The organism is Arthrobacter glacialis (genome assembly GCF_002909445.1).
GTDB lineage: Bacteria > Actinomycetota > Actinomycetes > Actinomycetales > Micrococcaceae > Specibacter > Specibacter glacialis.
Genome location: NZ_PPXC01000018.1, coordinates 38,728 through 57,803, shown reverse-complemented (window position 1 = coordinate 57,803; position 19,076 = coordinate 38,728). Strand labels below are relative to the sequence as shown.

Sequence of the window (19,076 nt, the reverse complement as noted above, 5' to 3'; positions counted from 1 at the left end):
ATGCTCAGGTTCCCTGGTGTGGTGCCAGCGGCGATGGTGAATGCCTTGGTTCCTGTGCCGTCGGCTGCTGTGGTGATGGAGCCGAGCACTGTGGTGCCAAGCTTGATCTCCACGGCCGTGGTGGCCGGGTAGTTCGCGATGGATACATCAGTTGATGATCCAGCCTGAACGGTTGATGCAGAAGTGGTGACAGCTGGCGCCGAGGTGACCCTCACCGTGACCGAGGCTGTCTTGGTTCCGGCGCTGGCAATAATTGTGTAGTCGTCCGCAGTCAATAACGACGGGATGGTGAATGCCTTGGTTCCTGTGCCGTCGGCTGCTGTGGTGATCGAACCGAGCACTGTGGTGCCGAGCCTGATTTCCACGGCTGTGGTGGCCGGGTAGTTCGCCACGTTTACCGTGACGTCACTGCCCGCCTGGACCGTGCCGGCTGTGGTGGTGACTGCTGGTGCCGGGGTGACTGTCAGCGGGGTGCTGGCGGTTTTGGTGCCGGCGGTTGCCGTGATGGTGAGGCTGCCGGGTGTGGTGCCAGCGGCGATGGCGAATGCCTTGGTTCCTGTGCCGTCGGCTGCTGTGGTGATCGAGCCGAGCACTGTGGTGCCGAGCTTGATCTCCACGGCTGTGGTGGCCGGATAGTTGGCCAGGTTCACCGTGACGGGGCTGCCTGCCTGGACCGTGCCAGCGGTGGTGACTGCTGGGGCGGGGGTGACTGTCAGCGGGGTTGTGGCGGTTTTGGTGCCGGCCGTTGCTGTGATGGTCAGGCTGCCGGGTGCGGTGTTGGTGGCGATGGTGAATGCCTTGGAACCTGAGCCGTCGGCTGCTGTGGTGATCGTGCCGAGCAGTGTGGTGCCGAGCCTGATTTCCACGGCTGTGGTGGCCGGGTAGTTCGCCACGTTTACCGTGACGTCGCTGCCCGCCTGAACGGGGCCGGGGACGGAAACAGCCGGGGCAGCGGTGACCGTCAACGGTGTCGTAACGATCAGGCTTCCGGCTGTCGCTGCGAGAGCCTGTGTTCCTGCAACAGTGCTGGCAGGGATGATGAACGCCTTGGAGCCGGATCCGTCGGCGGCAGTGGTGATGGTGCCAAGCGCTGCGCCAGCCCACGTGATGCTTACTGGAGTGGCTGCGGGGAAGTTCACCACGGAGGCGGTGAATTGGTCACCAGCTTGCACCGAGTTGGTGCTTGCTTCAAGGTGGGGTGCCAGAGTTCCGCGGATGTTGACTTCGGCGCCAGAGCCAAAGGCCGTTCCCGCGTAGGAGGAAAGCCCCACGAGTTTGACGTAGCGGCCCACCTTGCCACTGGGCAGGTCGATGAGCTGCACAGGGAGGATACTCAAAAGCTCGCCCGTTGCCACTGGGGTGCCAAAATTGTTCAGATCATTGGAGACGTAAAGTTCGTAGCCTTTGATGCGGGTGCCTGCGTTGTTGCGTTGGGTGAACTCGAATCCGGCGACGGAGTAGTAGTTGTGCAGGTCAAAGGTGACCTGATGCGGGTATGCGGCAACGCCGCCAGTGTATTTGGTGTGCCAGAACGTGGCCGGGTTTCCATCAAGCATGGCCGTTGCCAAGCCGCTGGGTGCGGTTTCACCTGTCATTTCTTGGGAACTGACGGCCGCAATGCTGATCTGGCTTTGGGGCACGAGTGATACGAGGTCGTTGGGTGCTCCCCAAACTTCGAGTTCAAAGAGGGAAATTCCCCACTTTTGTCCGCCAATGGGGGTTCTGTCTATGCCCTGCATCTTGATGAATTGGTAGGAGTTTCCGGCGAGCTCCGGCTTGATGGTTCGGGTGTCAGTGGTGCCGCACGTGGGTGCGATCTCAGCCGTGGCGTCAACGTAGTTAATGCCGTCTGTTGACACTTGCAGCTTGTATTTGGCAGCACAGGCTGCTTCCCATTTGATGACGACCTTTTCAATGTTAGTGGGGCGGCGGAGCTTGACGGCGACCCATGCGTTGTCTGCGCCATTTGAGGACCATCGGGTGGTGGTGTTGCCGTCAATGACTGAGCCGGCCAGATTCGAGGTGGTTGTTTCATTTCCCGAGTATGTGACCGTTGCGCCCAGCGAGGCCAACGAAAGGTTCACGGCATTGGAGACAACTGGTGCTGCCGTGACTGAGATCTGTTTGGTCGCGGTTGTTGCGCCAGCCGTTGCCACAAGGTTGTGGTTTCCTGCTGTGGTATCACTGGGGATGGTGATATTTCCCGAGGCAGCGCCGCTGATATCGGCAACAAGTGTTCCCAAGACTGTGGCGGAGGAATTCAGGGTGAACTGTACCGTCGCTCCGGCAGGGAAACTTGTAACCGTTGCGTTGAGCGCACTGCCTGCTTGAACCACATTTCCGTTCGCGAACGTCAGGGCCGGCGCCGGTGTGACGCCCAAGGTGGTTGTTGCCGTCTTGCTCCCCGCCGTTGCGCTCAACGTGTAGTTGTTCGCAGCCGTCCCGGTGGGGATGGTTATGGAAGCACTGCCGGCCCCGGCGGCATCGGTGGTGATGGTGGCCAGCACGGAGCTGCCCAGTCGAATTTCGACGGCGGTCGCTGCGGGGAAGCGGTTCACAGTCGCCGTTGCGCTGCTTCCAGCTTGAACAGACGGCGCTGAGATGCTCAGACTCGGGGCGGCTGTGACTGTGACGGCTTTACTTGCCACAACGGTACCGGCCGTTGCGGTGATGGTCACCAGTCCTGCGGAGGTGTCGGCAGGAATGGTGAGATTGAAGTTTGTTCCACCGGTGGCTGTGGTTGCAACCGTCTTCAGGGTGCTGCCGCCGGCGGCAATGGCCACATTTGTGTCCGCGGGGAAGTTTGTCAGCGTAATGGCCAGATCACTGCCGGCCTGGACGGTTTCTTCGGCTGCGGCCAAAGCTGGTGGCAGCGCACCGGCAATATTTACTTCAGCGCCGCTGGCAAATGCCTGGCCCGCCGTAATGGGTGTGAGCCCAACGAATTTGACGTAGCGTCCCACCTTTCCTCCAGTAATGGCAAGAATTTGAGGTATTGCTGTATTGCCTAATACGCCTGTCGTGACGGCTGTCCCAAAGTTCGCCAGATTATCTGAGACGTAAACTTCATAGTTCTTGATTCTTCCGCTGTTGAATGTCCGTTGGGTTAACTGGAAACCCGAAACAGCGTAGCTTTGGCCCAAATTGAACACAACGTTGTGCGGGTAGGAAGCAGCCGGGGCCGAGTATTTACTGTGCCAGTGGGTTGCCGGATTGCCATCCAGCAAGGCGACTGCGGGACCATTGGGTGCCGTCTCGCTTGTGAGTTCCTGGGAGCTGGCAGATTGGATGCTGATGCTGGACTGGGGAATCTTGTTTTCCAGAACTGGCACAACTGGTGGTGTGGACCATACTTGGAATTCCGAGAGGGAGACGCCGTAAAATACGCCAGCAATTGCGGTGCGGCCGTTGGCTTGCATGCGCACGTATTGGTACTTCGCTGCTGGATCCAACAGTGTTGGGACTTGTGTGTCAGTGGACCCGCACACAGGAGTAATCTCGGGGGTGGCATTTGTCCACAGTGCATTGTCAGTAGAAACCTGCAGCGTGTACTTTTTCGCACAGACGGGTTTCCAATTGATGACCATATGGCTGATGAGCGCTGGCTGGGCCAGCTTCAAGGTGAGCTGGGCATCGTCAGCCTTGTTGGAAGACCACCGCGTGTTGACATCGCCGTCAATGGCCAAATCCTCGGTGTTGGAGCCGGCCACCTCGAGCCCCGAGCTGGTGGCGATGGTGCCGTAGCTTGCCAGGGCGACGTTGACAAGGCCAGGATCTCCGGGTGCGGCCAAGGCAGGTGGAGCGGTGAGGGCCAGCAACAACGCTGGCGCAACCACCAACGTTGCCAAAGTCTTCTTCCAATACGATCCCATGAAATTCCTTAAATTGAGCATGCGAGAATAACTGTCCTGCGCTGATGTTATCCATATCAAGCAGTTTTTGGAAGAGAAATCTGAAACTATTCGGCGGTTCTGTTGGGAGATTACGAGCTAAGTAGTTAACATGCCTTCCTGATGGTGAAAACAAGTCAAGCGAAAATATGTCAAAGAGGAAAAGGGCGGGCTTGTCAGTGGAAACACTGACAAGCCCGCCCTTTATTTCGTTGCTATTTTTTTATGCCTAGTTACTTCATCTTCAACCGCTAGGCGTGGGAGGAATTCCGCTTGCGGCGGCTGATAATGGCTACGGCTCCTGCCAGCAGCAGCATCAAGCCACCGAGCAGGAACGGTGTGGTTCCTGCTCCGGTGCTGGCCAGACCATCACCACCGGGGTTGGCAGCGGCGGAGGTGCTGCCAGCAGCCTTGGTGGTCGGTGCGGTGCTTGCGGCTGCAGCCACGGTCAGCTTGATGCTGACTTCGGCGGCTTCACCGTTGACACCGGTACCTGTAATAATCACGCTGTGGACGCCAGCGGGAACTGTTGCCGGCAATGTGGCCGTCAGTGAAACAGTTCCGTTGGCTGCCACCACTGCCGTGCCCAGGACAACGGGGTCCGAGTGCAGCGTAAAGGTGGCCGTGGTGCCGGGTTTGAAGTTGCTGCCCATCACGGTCAGCTTCCCGCCTGCGGCCACGGATGCGTTGCTCAGGGATACTGAGGGTTCGCCGGCGGCCGGAGTTGTCGGCGCCGTTGTGGGGGCAACTGTGGGAGCTACAGTGGGCGCCACGGTCGGTGCAACTGTGGGAGCTACAGTGGGCGCCACGGTCGGTGCAACTGTGGGTGCAACTGTGGGCGCCACGGTGGGTGCAACGGTCGGTGCAACCGTGGGTGCCACGGTCGGTGCAACTGTGGGCGCCACGGTGGGCGCCACGGTGGGCGCCACGGTGGGCGCCACGGTGGGTGCCACGGTCGGTGCCACGGTGGGTGCAACTGTGGGAGCTACAGTGGGCGCAACGGTCGGTGCAACCGTGGGTTCAACGGTTCCGGGAACTTTGCCGCCAATGTTGACCTCGGCGCCACCGGCAAAGGCGTTGCCTGCGATTGAGTTCAAGGCAACCAGCTTGACGTACCGGCCAGCCTTTCCGCCTGCAATAGCAATCACCTGGGGGCGGCTCAGGTCCAGGAGTGAACCTGAGGCAACCTTGGTGCCGAACTCGGTGGGGCTGTCGGAGACAAAGAGTTCGTAGTCCTTGATCTTGCCGTTGGAGTTGGACTGACGCTGCGTGTATTCAAACGATGTGACGTTGTAGCTCTTGCCGAGATTGAACACCACCGAATGCGGGAAGTTGTCTGTTCCGCCGGAGTACTTGGTATGCCAGAACGAATCCAGCTTGCCATCCAGAAGAGCCGTTGCAGGTCCACTGGGAGCAGTCTCGCTGACAGTTTCCTGCGATGTTACAGACTGAATGCCGATCCCGGCTTGCGGGATCTTGTTTTCCATGGGAACCACCATTGAATTGACGGTGATGCTGTCAGTTGCCGTCCGAGCACCCTGGGTTGCCGTGAGCGTGAAAGTTCCGCTGTAGACGCTAGGGTACACAGGCAACTGGAAGGTCAGCTTGCCTGTTGAGTCAGGCAAAACTGAGCCCACGCGACCGCCGTCGAGCGTCAAAACCACGTACTTGCCGGGCTCAAAGCCTGTCAGCGTGGTCTGCGCGCGGTAGCCGGCCTTGACGGGTGTGTCGACGGTGCTCAAAGTGGGGGTCTGTGAGGAGTCCCACACTGCGGGCCCGGCCGGATCAGCCGTACCAGCGGCAACTGCCACTGTGAACTTGGCGGTGCTGCCGTTGGAAGCCGTCAAGGTTCCCGTGTAGGTGCCAGCTGTTGCGTAGTTATGCGTGCCCTTCAGGGTGTAGATGCTTCCTGCAGCGAGTGAGTGGCGTGCCTCCTTGGCCACAAACGCGGCAGGGGTGGTGGCGCTGCCGTCGCCCCAGTTAACCGTGACGCCAAGGTTGCCGATGATGCTCGAGGCGCTGACGCCGTCGGCGTCGTCAACAATGTCCACGGAAATGGTGGAACCATCGGCCGAGGCCTTGGTGCCGGGGGCTGCAAACTGCCCAACGTTGAGGTTCAGGCTCTTGCCCGGTGCAACAGCAATGGGCAAACCGGCGATGGAGGAACGCCACTTGGCTTCATTGCCGTCATAGAAGTTGGTGCCAGTGGCTAGCAGGCGCTGGCCCATGGAGGACATGCGCACCTTGAAATCAGTCACATTTCGCTTGGCCTGCGGTGTCCAGCCAATCTCAGCAAAGGATACGACGCGCGGGAAGGCCAGGAATTCTGCCTGCTTGCCGCCGCGGATGGTCTCGGCCCACTGGGCTGCTTCCACACCGAGAATGCTGGAATCAGGGAGGTTGTTGGCCCCATCCTTGATGGTGGCCGCCGGATCCCAGTTGTAGTACTTCGGGAAATCGCCGGTGCCGGCCCAGGTCAACCCGATGGGTGTCTTGGAGTTGTACTTCATGTCGATGTAGGAGGTGGAGCCGTTGGACACCATCAACTTGGCACCCTTGTTCTTGATGGCGTCAAGCGTGTCGGCGGTGCCGCCGGTCCAGTACTGGATGCCGTCTCCTGGCTGGAGCCCACCAATGGCCGACTCGTTCCAGCCGATCGGCTTCTTGCCCAGATCGTGGATGATCTTAATCGTCTTGGTGATGAACTCAACGTAGTTGTCGTGGCCTGTCACGTGGGATTCGTCGCCACCGATGTGGACGTAGTCGCTGGTGGTGGTCATGCCGGCGATCTGGCCGAACACGTGTTCAAGGAACGTCCAGGTCACGGGTGAGGCGACGTCGAGGGTGGAGCCGCCCACATTGCCTGTGCCGTCGGCGGGCACAACGCCCCACTCGTCAACCCCGGGCTTGGTGCCGGCGGTGTTCAGCTGCGGGATGGCGTGCAGGATGGCCGAGGTGTGGCCCGGGACATCGATTTCCGGGATGATCTCAATATGGCGGGAGGCCGCGTAGGCCACGAGGTCCTTGTACTCATCCTGGGTGTAGAAGCCGGTGTGACCCAGTTCGTCCTGGAAGCTGAGGTTCTTGGTCACGGCCGTCTTGCCGGAGATGTCAGTCAGTAGACCGTAGTCAATCGTGTCGCCGGCCTTCTTGCCGTCGTTGGTGATCTGGATGCGCCAGCCCTGATCGTCTGCCAGGTGCATGTGCAAGGTGGAGATCTTGTAGGCAGCCAGGGAATCGATGATGTTCTTGACCTCATCGGGGCGCTTGAAGTCGCGGGCGACGTCGAGCATCATGCCACGCTTGTCGAAACGAGGCGCGTCGGATATTTCCACGGCCGGTGCGTTCCAGTCGGCGAAGACCTTCTGCTTGGATTCGATAAAAGCCGGGAACAGCTGGCGCAGGGTTTGGATACCGTTGAAAACACCGTCGCTGGTGGGGGACGTGACCTTTGCGCCCGTTAGCGCGTCAACACTGAGGGTGTAGGCCTCGGCCTGCATCTGAGTTTCCAGGTTGGGGATTACCCCGGGGGTCTGGACCAACACAATGTCGTCGGCGTCGCCCGTGCTGCCATCGGCTACCGGCAAGGCCAGGCCGGTAGAGGTGCGGAAGATATCTGCCAGGTAGTTGGCCGTCTTTTTGGTCTCAGCGTTGTTGGCCACAATTCGTGAGCCAGCGGCAAGCTTAAAGGGAGCCTCTGTGGGGGCCTCCATATTGACGGGAAGGGGGATCAAATTGATGCCCTCGGCGGGAGCTGCCGTGACCGCTTCCTCGCCGTCCCAAACCTGGAATTCCCACATGGACATGCCGTACTTGGTGCCACCGATGGGCGTGCGCTCAATGCCCTGCATGCGTACATACTGGTACGGTGTTGCGGCCACTGCTGCCTTGAGCTTTTGGGTGTCGCGCGTGGCGCAGGTGGGGGTGATGACGTCGGTGGCGTCGGTAAAGGCGATGCCGTCCGTGGATACCTGCAGCTTGTACGTCTTGGCGCAGGCGGCCTCCCACACGATGCTGACGTGGTCAATAACCGTCGGCGCTGCCAGCTTTACCGTGATCTGGGCATTATCGGCGGTGTTGGAGGACCAGCGGGACTGCTGTGCATTGGGCTTGGATGCGTCGGTGTCGCCGTCGATGACCAGTGCGGGGCCCCACTGGTTGGCAACTTCTTGCCCCGATGCGGTCACGGTGGCGCCGGCGGATGCCAAGGCTACGTTTTTCCCTGCTGCTGCCGGGATGCCCCAAACTTCCATTTCGAAGAGGGAGATGCCCCACTTGGTGCCGCCGATGGGTGTGCGTTCCACGCCCTGCATGCGAACGTACTGGTACTTGGTGGTGGCCAGGGCAGTCTTGACCGTCTGAGTGTCTAGAGTTGCCGGATCACAATTCGCGCGGGAAATGACGTCCGTGGCGTCAATGAAGGTGACGCCGTCATTGGAGACCTGCAGCTTGTACTTGGCGGCACAAGCCGCTTCCCACTTAATGACTACTTTTTCAATGAGAGTGGGCTTTGCCAGCTTGACCGTCAACTGCGCATTGTCGGCGTGATTGGACGACCAGCGGGTGCTGGCGCTGCCGTCGGTGGCGAAGTCGGTGCCGTTGCTGCTGGCCGACTCGTCGCCGGACGAGGTTACAGTGCCGCCGGCAGAGGCCAGGGCTAGGTTCGCCGAAACGGGGTCACCAGGGGCTGCAACCACCGGCGGGGCCGCCATCGTTAGCAGCATCGCAGGGGTCACCACCGCCATTGCTAATGTCTTTTTCCACATGGAATGCACGTGTTCATCCTTTGCTGAAATGAGAGATACAGGTCACACAAACTTCATGTTATCCATATCAAAATTCCTTGGGAAGAGTGTTAATTCCAGGTTGGGGTCGCGGCCCGGCAGGCGGGATGCCGGTTCCGCACGCGTTTGGGGTGCCAAGGAGTGGCGAAGCTTGAAAAAGCGCTAGATGGTTCTTGCTCGTATTTGTTGCCCGTCCCGCAGTTCCGGGCTGGTGCACCAAAAAACGCGCTGTCACCCGTAAAAAACGAGGACAGCGCGCTAGTGGGTAATTTAGTCAAAATTGTCCCGAAAGACTGAAAGAAATTTTTACAAGGTTACGGTGGCGAGGTCAAAATCCAGGCGGTGGAGGCGATCGCGATCGACGTCACCGCTGGGCTTGCCCATGTTGACCACCATGAAGGACTTGAAGTTCGAGTCACCGTTGAATTCGGCATCCACACCGGAGGGGTTGAAGCCTGTCATGGGGCCAACAGCCAAACCTGCAGCGCGGGCTGCAAGGATGAAATAGCCAGCCTGGACATGCGCGTTGTTGTTGCCTGCGGCAATGCGGGATTCAACATTGGCCTCGAACATTGGCATCAGCATGTCAGCCATGTGCGGTGCCGTTGTAGGCATGAGGGCGTGCCATTCCTGCGAGAAGCTCAGCACGGCCACCATGGGTGCCGTGAGGGTCTTGGCTTTGTTGCCGTCCATCATGTGCTCAACCAAACGCTCACGGGCCTCGGATGAACGGACCCAAGTAATGCGCAGAGGCTGGCCGTTGAAGGCGGTGGGTCCCATCTTGGTCAGTGCGTAGATGGCCTGAAGAGTTTCGTCGCTGACTTTTTCATCTGACCAGCTATTGGCTGTGCGGGCCTCCATGAAGAGTGCTGCTGCCGCGTCCGCGTCAAGGATGAGTTGGTTGTTCAGGTCCGGTTCTGATGCGATGTCGATGCTCATGGGGTCCAGCTTTCTTAGCGGTGAGGAATGTTCTCTGGGGTCTACAGCGCCGGAGAGGCCAGGATTGTTTCCAACGTGCCTGTGACTTTAGATACGCTGACGGTTTCCGTGCGGACCAAGCACTGTGCCATGATGGCGGCATTGGCTAACGCAAAGGAGCGGCAGTTACATGACGGCATGGACTATTCGTGATTTTCATTCACAAGATGTTGAAGGCATTCTTCAGTTGTGGCAGTCGCTGCGCGAGAACGGTGTGGACCCCGTCTACGACCTTTCAGAGGTGTTGGCATCCTGTGAAAAGGACCATGCAGTGGTGGCCGTCCAGGGTGAGCAAATTATTGGTGCGGCCGTGGGGCGGGCCGCCCACGATCAGGGCTGGATAGTTTTCCTGGCCACGTTGCCTGTTTTTCGTGGCCGCGGCATTGGCACCTTGCTGCTGGCTGCGGTTGAGAATCGCATGACCGCCCATGGCTTGAACAAGCTCTCAGCCCTCATGCCTGAAACGGAAACCCGGGTGGAAGCCTTTAGTAACAGGGGATTCGTGGTGAAAAAGAACCTGCGCTATTTTGAACGGCGCATCCCCGTCCAACGGGCCGAGCGTGGCGCCTTGGAGGAATTGGGTGGCAGGCTGTTGCCCCGTGACCTCTGGGACCGTGTAGCCGGCATGGTGGATGAAAAGGAGCTGCTGGAACGCCGCCTGGTGCTTCCGCTAGCGGAGTCGGAGCTGGCTGAGGAGTTTGGTGTGGTGCCGCCGCGGGCTGTGGTGCTTTTTGGTCCTCCCGGAACAGGTAAAACCACTTTCGCCAAGGCCATCGCCTCACGCCTGGAATGGCCCTTTGTGGAAGTCTTCCCATCCCGGCTAGCAGGTTCCCCGGACGGTTTGGCCGGTGCCTTGCGCCAGACGTTCTTGGAGATCGCCGAGTTGGAGCATGCCGTGGTCTTCATTGACGAGGTCGAGGAGATTGCCTCGCAGCGTTCGGGGGAGCCGCCGTCGCCCATGCAGGGTGTCACCAACGAGCTGCTGAAGATCATCCCAGCGTTCCGGGACCAGCCAGGCCGGTTGCTGGTGTGCGCCACGAACTTCATCCGCTCCCTGGATTCGGCATTTCTACGCCACGGACGCTTTGACTACGTCATCCCCATTGGGCTGCCCGACGCCCAAGCCCGAGCAGCCATGTGGAACCGTTTCATTCCCGGGCACCTGGTGGAACACATTGATGTGGCCGCTTTGGTAAGCGCCAGCGTTGGCTTCTCACCGGCGGATATTGAGTTTGCCGCCCGCAGCGCGTCGCAGCGTGCCTTGGAAAAGGCCGTGTTCGACGGCGTTGCGCCCGCCGAGCGCCGTGGTCCCGTGACAGCCGACTACCTGGACACCATTGCCGAGACCAAAGCCACCGTCAGTGATGCTGTGGCGGCCGATTTCCTGGAGGACATCGCCGCGCTGGCCCGCACCTAGTCCGCTGAGGTCAGAGCTAGAGCCAGGTCTTCTTCTTGAAGATGACGTACATGGTTAGGCCTACCAGAAGCATCAAGGCCAAGGCGAAGGGGTACCCCCATGCCCAATGGAGTTCGGGCATCACAGCAAAGTTCATGCCGTAAATGCCTGCCACAAAGGACGGAGCGAACAAGATCGCTGCCCAGGATGAAATTTTCTTGATTTCCTCATTTTGGGCGGCGCTGGCCTCGTTTTGGCGGTTGGTGGTCAGGGTGCCATCAACTGTCAGCGCGTTTTGCAGCAGCTGGCGGAAGGAATCAGCTTTCGCCGTGACTGATTCCACGTGGTCCTCCACATCGCGAAGGTACCGTTGCAGCTCAACGTTGATGTGGTACTTTTCAAAGCCGCCCTTGAGCCGGGTAAGCATGTCGCTCAAGGGGTGGATGGCCCGCTGGAATTGGATGACTTCACGGGAGAGCTGATAAATGCGTCGGGACACGGCTGGGTCGCCGGCAAACAACTGGTCCTCGATCTCATCAATGTCATTCTCCAAACCATTGATGACCGGCTGGTAGTCGTCAACCACCTGGTCCATGATGGCGTACAGCACAGCTTCCGGACCTAACGCCAGCAACTCGGGATCGGCCTCCAGCCGGGTGCGGGTGGAAGAAAGCCCTGGCGTCTCGGCATGGCGAATGGTCACCACAAAGTCTTTGCCAGTAAAGATGTGCAGTTCGCCAAACTCAACAGCTTCAGTTTCATCAATGTATTTGGCGGGTCGAAGCACGGTGAACAGGACGTCGTCGTACCTCTCCAGCTTGGGCCGCTGGTGGGCCATGATGGTGTCCTCAACGGCGAGTTCGTGAAGCGAAAACTCTGTGGCGAGGGATCTCATCTCCTCGGCATCGGGACGGTACATGCCAATCCATGCCATCCCATGGCAGGAGTCCATGAGCTCATACGTCTGATCAAGGCTGGTGGGGGCCGCGTAGCGCCGGCCGTTGACGTACACGGCGTTGTCAATGATGGTCACAAGCCCATTATGGGGGCGGATGGGGCAAAAGATTTGCAGCCGCCCCGGCAGGGCCTGGAATCCGGGGCGGAATGCTCAAACCACGACTAGTCCAGCGGACCCGTATGGCCTGGAATGTGCTTGAACACCAGGGTAGTTTCGGTGTGGCCCACCACAGGATCCGTGGTCAGGTTGTCCAGCACCCAGTCGCGCAGCGCGTCGGTGTCCCGCACAGCAATATGGAGCAGATAGTCAACGGAACCGGAGGTGTGGAACGTGGAAAGCACTTCAGGGAGCAGGGGGACCCTTGCCGTAAAGGTGTCAATCTCGTCCCTGTCGTGGGCGCGCAAGCGCACAGCGATGAGGGCTTGAACTGCGCGGCCAATGGAGGCCAGGTTCAGCTTGGCCTCGAAGCCTTCAATGGCGCCGCGTTCCATCAGGGCGCGGGTGCGCATCAACGCCGTTGACGGGGCAATCCCCACTGCGTCGGCCAGGTCCCTGTTGGTGATGCGGGCATCGGCCACCAGCGTGTCAATAATCTGACGGTCCACGGAGTCCAGCGGCTCGGCCCCGTAGTGCACCTGGGATTGATCTCGCCGAACGTTCTTCGGGACTGTTGCCATGGGGATTCTCCAAGAAGTTAGACAAGCACGGTGAAAAACTGCCGGGGTGCGGCGTTCGTTAGTTCGCTATTCTAACAAAATACCGAATAATTGATTCAATTCCCAGTAATTTCAAGAATTCAGTACGTAAACTGCCCGGGCTACAGTTCCGCCAGCAATGTCCTGACCACAGCGGCGGCCGGGCCTTCCTGCGCCGACTTCCAGCCCGTACCGGCCCACAGGTTCAGGGCTTGCGGGTCATTGGTGGCTGCTGCGCCCGCACGCAGCGAAGCTGTCAGGAAATGGACCTCGGGATAGGCGTTGGGCGCGGTCGCTGAATAGCTGCGAACAAAATCATTCACCAATGCACGTGCGGGCTTGCCGGTAAATGCGCGCGTTACTTCTGTGCTGGTGAAGCGCGGGTCAGCCAGTGCATCCTTGTGCACAGCCCTGGCGCCACTTTCATCAGTGCGCAATAAGGCCGTACCCACTGCAACAGCAACTGCCCCGGCGCGCAGAACTTCCTTTGCCGCCCGGGCATTGGAGATGCCCCCTGCGCCAACCAACGGCAGAGATACGGCAGCACGGACCTCAGTAATCAAATCAACAAGGGTGCCTTGGTAAACTTCCCCACCCGCCAAGAAGGCTGCTGTGTGACCGCCAGCATTTGCGTGTTGGACCACCAAGGCGTCCGCGCCGCTCTGCGCTGCAGCGAGCGCCTCGGCCACACTTGTCACTGAGGCAACCACCCTGGTACCAACATTGTGCAATGCGGACACCACGCGGGAGGGGGCCAAGCCAAAGGTAAAACTCACCACGGGTACGGGCTCAGCCAAGAGCAGAGCTACTTTCTCATCCCAATAATCCTGCCCCTGCGGGTTCGCCCAGGCGAGCGAAACCTCTGGAACCACTGCGCCGTAACGTTCTGCCGTTGGCCCCAGCATGGCCGCATAGCGTCTCAGTGCCGCCGCCTGTCCGCTTGCGAGTGCAGTGTTGCGCGGAACAAACAGATTGACGCCAAAATCAATGCCGGTGGCCCGCAACGGGGCTATCTGCGCGGCAAGCTGTTCCGCTGTTTTATAGCCACCGGCGGCGAACACAAATGCACCCGCACCTTGGGCGGCCAAGGCGAGCGACGTCGTCGTACTTCCACCGGCCATCGGGGCAGCTATCAGGGGCGAAGTGAACATGCCACTAGTCTAGGTGTGTGAATCACAACATACGGAACCTGAACAATGTCCCTGCCTGCCATGTGGGTCTGGACATTGGCGGCTCAAAGACCCGCGGCATCGCATGGATCGACGGCGAAGTTGTGGCTGATTTCAGTGTGGGTAGCACCAACGTCCAGAATGTGAGCCCCGAGACGGCCCGCGCCAACATGGCGGAGCTGTTTGGCCTGCTGGGCAGCATCGAGCCCACGGAAGTGCTGGCAGGTGCCGGGGGTGTTGACACGGACGACGACGCAGCAGCCCTTCGCGATCTGATCGCAGGATTTGTGCCGGGGGCGCAGGTGCGCGTTGTCCATGACACCCGCCTGTTGCTCGCCGCAGCCGGTGCAACCGAAGGGATCGCCGTCATTGCCGGGACAGGGTCGGCTGCCTGGGGGGTGAATGCGGCAGGGGAGCAGGCCCGCGCCGGCGGGTGGGGATACCTGCTGGGCGATGAGGGCAGCGGATATTGGTTGGGTCGCGAGGCCGTGCGCTACAGCCTGCACAGGATGGATTTGGGCGAGCCCGTGGACAGTTTGACAGCCGGTTTGCTGGATTACTGCAAGCTCACTGATCCGCAGGGCCTGATTGCCCATTTTCACCAGGGCACCACTCGTCGCTACTGGGCTGCAGCATCGCCGGTGATTTTTGCCGCGGCCGAACAGGGACATGCCCACGCACTGGGCCTGGTGGAGCAGGCCGCCAAGGATTTGGCTGCCATGGCCAGCCAAGTTGCCCGGCAGCTATCGATTACCGGTCCCATTGTGCTTGGCAGCGGCTTGGGCACCAATGTCCCCGCCCTTCAAGTTGCGTTCAAGGCTCATTTGGCCGCGGCCGGACTGGACGATGTTGACGTCTTGGATCAGGACCCCATTTTTGGCATCCCGCTGCTGGTGGCAACCCGCACCTGAGGGCAGGCGCGGCTTTTCGAACCGCGAACGGGCAGTAGTTGTTGATGTTTTTCAGAAACATCAACAACTACTGCCCGTTCGGTCCGGCGCTAATTGTCTGCGGGCGGGGGAGCGGTGCTGCCGCGAACAATAAGTGTTGGCGCCACCAGATCGGGAGTGTTCTCCAGGGCTGGGTTGGCAATTTGAGCCACCAGGCGCTGCACGGCACGGCGGCCGGTGTCCTCGAAGGACTGGCGGATGGTTGTGAGTGGCGGGTTGGAGAACGCGGCCAAATCGATGTCGTCAATGCCCACCACCGAGATATCTTCGGGGATGCGCCTGCCCAGTTCGGTGAGGGCTCGGATGACACCGAAGGCCATTTCATCACTGGCCACCAGAATGGCTGTGACCTCCGGCATGCGGCCCAAAATGAGCCCGTTGCGGTAACCGGATTCCGGGCTCCAGTCGCCGTGGAGTTCAGGGGGCACCTCGCAACCGGCTTCCTGCAGGGTCCGCCGCCAGCTGCCCAGGCGGCTCGCGGCATCAGACCACTCCACCGGTCCAGCAACATGCCACACGGTCTTGTGGCCAAGATCCAGCAGGTGCTTGGTGGCCAGAACGGCCGCAATGTCCTGGTCAACACCCACCATGCGATCTCCCATACTGGAGGACCCGTCAGTGTTGACGGTGGGAATGCGGGACGTAATTTTACTGACCTGCTCGGCCGCTTCCTGCAGAGGGGCGGCGATGATGATGCCGTCCACGCCTTGGTGCACCAACCTGCTCACAGCATCTGTGAGTGCCTGCGCGCTCAGGCTGGAGGTCACCGAGTTCACTGTGTACCCGGCCTCGCGTGCACCTAGTTCAACGCCCAACGCCAAGGAGGAGCGCGAGTAGTTGTTGGTGGCCAGAGTCAGCACACCAATGGTTTTGGACTGGCCTGTCACCAGCGCCCGGGCGGTGTTGTTCCGGCGGTATCCCAGCTCCTCCACCGCGGCCAAAACGCGTCGACGGGTGCTCTCCTGGACGTTTGGATGCTCATTGAGCACACGGGAGACGGTCTGTGCTGAAACGCCCGCTGCGGAGGCAACGTCGCGCATTGCTGGGCCACGGGTGAACTGGGGGGCCGTCATGAGGTTCCTTTGGCTGGTTCGGATTCATCCGTCAGGGCGGTGCATCCAAGATATGAGTCTGGGGCAAGTCTAATTTGTTTACTTGTAACACGCTGTGAATTCTTTCAATTCCGGCGGGTCATCAACATTTGACGGTATTGTTAGGACAGTATTTGTTATCCATAACAGAATGTCCACGAGTGCGTCTGTGTGACTAGTACCAGGAGTTTAGTTGTCTACCATTGTGACCGCGTCGGGTGCCCCGGCCAGCAAATCGCTCGCGCCCGCCGAGTTGTCCGAAGAATTGGCGGTGGCCCCGGCCCTGAGCTACGAGGATCGTAAACTCTTCAAGAACGGCCAGCCGCACAGGATTATTGCCGGCGCCATCCACTACTTCCGGATTCATCCGGATCAGTGGCAGGACAGGATTGACCGTCTGGTCGCCATGGGCGTCAACACCCTTGATACCTACATTGCCTGGAATTTCCACCAGCCCAGAGCCGATGCTGCCCCGGATTTCACGGGTTGGAAGGACATTGCCCGGTTCGTCACCTTGGCTGGTGACGCCGGACTGGACGTCATTGTGCGCCCCGGGCCCTACATCTGTGCCGAGTGGGACAACGGCGGATTCCCGTCCTGGGCCATCTCCAACCCGGACATGGTGCTGCGTTCCTCCGACCCGCTCTTCACAGGTGTCGTGGAGGAATGGTTCGATGCGCTCCTGCCGGTAATCGCCCCGCTCCAGGCGTGCCATGGCGGCCCCGTGGTTGCCGTGCAGATCGAGAACGAATACGGCAGCTACGGCGACGACAAGGAATATCTGCGCTGGAACCGCAAGGCTTTGGTGGATCGCGGCATTACCGAGACTCTCTTTACGGCCGACGGCGGCACGGACTATTTCCTGGACGGCGGTGCCCTGCCGGATACTTGGGCGACGGCGACACTTGGCTCCCGCGGTGACGAGGCCGATGCGATCTGGGAACGCCGGCGCCCCGGCGAGCCGTTCTTCAATGTTGAGTTTTGGAATGGCTGGTTTGACCACTGGGGAGAACCACACCACACGCGTGCCGCGGTTGACGCGGCGGACGAGGTCAAAAAGATTCTTGACCTTGACGGTTCCGTTTGCCTCTACATGGCCCACGGCGGCACCAATTTTGGTCTGAGTTCCGGGGCTAATCATGATGGAGCCATCCAGCCCACCATCACCAGCTACGACTCCGATGCCCCCATTGCCGAAGACGGGCGTCTCACCGAGAAATTCCACGCCATGCGCGAGGCGTTCTATGCATCCTCAGGCCGGGAACTGACACCCATCCCCGTCCACCTGAACACGCCCGCGGGCGTTGTTCCCGCCTGCACCTTCACTTTGACTCGCGGCACAGCATTGCTTGATTTTGTCAGGGCCATCAGGCCTGTTCACAGCATCAAGCCCCTGTCCTTTGAAAAGCTGGGACTTGACCGGGGGCTGGTTCACTACAGCGCCAAAGCTGTATTGCCCTCCGGCGAAGGCACCATCAAGGTCCGCGAACTCCATGACCGGGCGTACGTGTGGGTGGACGGCGCTTATGCGGGTGTCCTGACGGACGCCAACTGCGAGACCGGGCTCAAGGTCAACGGCGGCGGGGGGTTGGCTCAGTTGGAAATCCTGGTGGAGAACCAGGGACGTATCAACTACGGTCCGCGCTTTGGCGAGGGCAAGGGCATCTTGGACGGCGTCCTGATCAACCAGCGCTACGTTTTCCATTGGGAACAGCGCCCCATCAACTTGGAGAAGCCGCTGGCTGAGCTCCTGCAGGTGGGCGTTGCCGAGGACTGCTCGGACAATCCTGAAAGCCCCACCTTTACCGGAGCTGCAGCGGCGCCTGCAGATGCGGAACTTGGTGCCGGTTACTTCCACGGTGAATTGCACATTGACGAACCAGCCGACACCTACTTGGCGCTGCCGGGCTTCGGCAAGGGCCTGGTCTGGATTAACGGCTTCCTGTTGGGCCGTTTCTGGGAAATTGGGCCGCAGGTAACCCTTTATGTGCCCGGCCCGCTGCTGAAAGCAGGAGTCAACAAGGTCACTGTGCTTGAACTGGAACACGGTGGAATACACGCCGAACTCCATGAGAATCCCATATTGGGTGTTGAGGGAGTAACGTATGTGGAAGATTTGAGCTAACTAGTAGAGATCGTTTTTAGGGGAGGGTATGGTGCTGCGTCAAGTTCTTTCTGGCGCATGCGCCGTGGCGTTGCTGTTGGGTGCGCTCACAGCATGTACGCCCGAACCCATTGTGGGCATACCCGCCGCCTCACCAGGGGCAGAGTCCCTGGTGGTGGGAACTCCCCAGGTGCCCGACGGCGTAAATCCGCTAGAAGGTGCCCTGCTGGCCAATGTATACGCCGCAGCCCTCAATGCCGCCGGGGTAAAGACAAGTGTTAAAACGGCGAACGAAACTCAAGGGTCCTTGGTATCCAATCTGCAACTGAGCAGCGTTGATATTGTCCCTGTCTACTCCCGCGTGGCCTTGGCTGACGTGGCGCCCGCTCTCACGGCTGAGGCCACCGCTGAAGTTTTGGAAGCCCTGAAAACTTCGCTCCCGGATGAGGTGGGCATCTTGGATGCTGCCAAGGCCGAAGTCAGCGACGCCATGGTGGTCACAGCTGTTACTGCGCAGAAGCATCAACTTAAGAGCCTCAGTGATCTGGGAAAAATCTGCGACAAGCTGTCCATGGGCGGATCGGCAGCCTTCGAGAGCGCGGATCGCGGCTTGGCCGGCTTGGGCAGCGACTACAACTGTGTACCCAAGACGTACCTCCCCTTGGCCCCCAACGAGCAACCCAACAAGGACTCCGTGGTGTGGTCGCTTCTGCGTGACAGCATTCAAGTGGCCGAACTTCACCGCTCTTCCCCGGCCATTGAGGACAACTCACTGGTGGTGCTCACAGACCCCAAGCAACTGTTCCTCACCCAGAATGTTGTGCCGTTGGTAGCCTCAAAGAAGGTCCCTGCCGAGGTGCAAGAGGTCATGAACAAGGTCAGTGCTGCCCTCACATCCCAGGAATTGACCAACCTCAACCGCTTGTCGCAGGACACCCAATTTGGTGGTTTGGCCAACGTCGCCAAAGCCTGGCTTGTTCAGCAAGGACTCATCAAGGCCAGTTCTTAGCCATTGGCCTGTGCCGTTGGGCACGTCTTGGAAACAAACCCCGGGCCCCGTG

At 59.9% G+C, this 19,076-nt stretch carries 11 protein-coding genes; 4 read left to right on the top strand and 7 right to left on the bottom strand.

The window, feature by feature from the left end; translation table 11 throughout:
* From CVS27_RS17850 to CVS27_RS17825, 3 genes are all read right to left on the bottom strand, one after another.
* A partial coding sequence (locus CVS27_RS17850) for a discoidin domain-containing protein (RefSeq protein ID WP_165788345.1) occupies window positions 1-3,872 on the bottom strand: 3,872 nt, incomplete at its 3' end.
* Between the two features lie 269 nt (window positions 3,873-4,141).
* Window positions 4,142-8,656: a family 20 glycosylhydrolase gene (locus CVS27_RS21085; protein ID WP_243400265.1), complete on the bottom strand. Its 4,515-nt coding sequence runs from the start codon at window positions 8,654-8,656 to the stop codon at window positions 4,142-4,144.
* 324 nt (window positions 8,657-8,980) lie between these two features.
* Complete coding sequence (locus tag CVS27_RS17825) at window positions 8,981-9,613, bottom strand: malonic semialdehyde reductase (RefSeq protein WP_103467204.1); 633 nt, start codon at window positions 9,611-9,613, stop codon at window positions 8,981-8,983.
* Between the two features lie 169 nt (window positions 9,614-9,782).
* Here CVS27_RS17825 and CVS27_RS17820 point away from each other — a divergent pair, with 169 nt between their 5' ends.
* Window positions 9,783-11,069 (top strand): ATP-binding protein, encoded by a 1,287-nt coding sequence (locus CVS27_RS17820; protein WP_103467203.1) that lies wholly within the window; start codon window positions 9,783-9,785, stop codon window positions 11,067-11,069.
* A gap of 16 nt (window positions 11,070-11,085) precedes the next feature.
* On the opposite strand, the gene corA is transcribed toward CVS27_RS17820, so the two are convergent.
* The 3 genes from corA to CVS27_RS17805 form a co-directional block, all read right to left on the bottom strand.
* A complete protein-coding gene (gene corA / locus CVS27_RS17815) occupies window positions 11,086-12,081 on the bottom strand; it encodes a magnesium/cobalt transporter CorA (RefSeq protein ID WP_103467202.1) in 996 nt (331 codons plus the stop codon).
* A gap of 86 nt (window positions 12,082-12,167) precedes the next feature.
* A complete protein-coding gene (locus CVS27_RS17810) occupies window positions 12,168-12,683 on the bottom strand; it encodes an Lrp/AsnC family transcriptional regulator (protein ID WP_103467201.1) in 516 nt (171 codons plus the stop codon).
* A 140-nt stretch (window positions 12,684-12,823) separates the two neighbouring features.
* Window positions 12,824-13,852: a nitronate monooxygenase gene (locus CVS27_RS17805; protein WP_103467200.1), complete on the bottom strand. Its 1,029-nt coding sequence runs from the start codon at window positions 13,850-13,852 to the stop codon at window positions 12,824-12,826.
* Between the two features lie 17 nt (window positions 13,853-13,869).
* Between CVS27_RS17805 and CVS27_RS17800 the strand changes: the two genes are divergently transcribed.
* On the top strand, window positions 13,870-14,781 hold the full coding sequence (locus CVS27_RS17800; RefSeq protein ID WP_103467199.1) for an N-acetylglucosamine kinase: 912 nt from the start codon (window positions 13,870-13,872) through the stop codon (window positions 14,779-14,781).
* 89 nt (window positions 14,782-14,870) lie between these two features.
* Here the strand turns inward: CVS27_RS17800 and CVS27_RS17795 are convergent, their stop codons facing one another.
* Window positions 14,871-15,893 carry a LacI family DNA-binding transcriptional regulator gene (locus tag CVS27_RS17795; RefSeq protein WP_103467198.1) on the bottom strand — a complete coding sequence of 341 codons (1,023 nt, stop codon included), beginning with the start codon at window positions 15,891-15,893 and terminating at the stop codon, window positions 14,871-14,873.
* Window positions 15,894-16,104: 211 nt separating this feature from the next.
* Here CVS27_RS17795 and CVS27_RS17790 point away from each other — a divergent pair, with 211 nt between their 5' ends.
* Window positions 16,105-18,036, top strand: coding sequence for a glycoside hydrolase family 35 protein (locus tag CVS27_RS17790; protein ID WP_243400263.1), 1,932 nt, complete (start codon window positions 16,105-16,107; stop codon window positions 18,034-18,036).
* 28 nt (window positions 18,037-18,064) lie between these two features.
* Window positions 18,065-19,024: an ABC transporter substrate-binding protein gene (locus CVS27_RS17785; RefSeq protein WP_103467197.1), complete on the top strand. Its 960-nt coding sequence runs from the start codon at window positions 18,065-18,067 to the stop codon at window positions 19,022-19,024.
* The last annotated feature ends 52 nt before the right edge of the window (window positions 19,025-19,076 follow it).